General features: G+C 71.0%; 1 protein-coding gene. It reads left to right on the top strand.

The features are described from left to right. Window positions 1-206: 206 nt before the first annotated feature. A partial coding sequence (locus U9979_RS00315) for a DUF5926 family protein (RefSeq protein ID WP_416219095.1) occupies window positions 207-869 on the top strand: 663 nt, incomplete at its 3' end.

Here is an 869-nt window from a genome sequence, read left to right as displayed (position 1 = left end):
GCCGGTCCGGTCCCGGCTGGTGGAGCCCGGTTCCGCACCTGCGCGTAGCAGGTCCGGTACAAGCGGACGGTCACGTGGGTGGGTTGGCGGGAGTTGTCGGTCGCAGGTATTAGCCTTGCGCGTACCAGCCGTCCGTCAACCTGATCCGTCAACCTGATCCGTCAACCTGATCCGTCAACCTGATCCGTCAAGCCGAGGAGCACCCGATCGCCCGCCGACAGACCGTCCGCCGCCCCGTGCCGTCTCATTCCGGATCCGTCTCGTCCGGGTCCGGCTCGTCCGACGAGGTCGGCTTGGCCGCGTCCGGGTCGGCTCCGGGCGTCTTTGGGACGGACGAGGCAGATGTTCCCGCCGTCGGGCCGCGGTCGCCGTGCCCGTGTGGGTCAGGGCGTCGCTACAAGGCATGTCATGGCGTGCGGCGGCGGCCCGCGCCCGTCCTGCGTCCCTTTGCGGGCCGGGTCGACGAACCCGATCTGGTGGCCCTGCGCGAGTTGGTGCCCAGCGCGACAGCCCCGCTGAAGCTCTCCGCCAGCTACCTCGCGGAACATCCCGAACATGGCGACCGTGCGGTTCTGCTCGGCACGATGCTGCCGCAGGCAGCGCCTGCAATCGTCCGGGAGAGCGGCGAGATCCTCCTGGCCATGCAGACGGGCGTGCCCAGCGACGATGCGAGCGTTGACGTTGCGCGGGCGCTGCTCGCGGCTCTTGCCGCCGAGCCCGGGGCTCCGGTCATCCCCCGGCAGACAGCGGCGGGCAGCGCCCGTGGCGACGACGGCCGGGCCGGCCCAACGCTGCTGGACATCCTCGATCCGGCCCCGCTGGACATCACGGTCCACTCCGGATTCACCTGGTGGATCCCGCCGTCCGAG

This window comes from Protofrankia sp. Cas4, from assembly GCF_963555915.1.
Classification (GTDB): domain Bacteria; phylum Actinomycetota; class Actinomycetes; order Frankiales; family Frankiaceae; genus Protofrankia.
Note: the sequence above shows the minus strand (reverse complement) of the source record. Positions and strands in the feature narration are given on the sequence as shown.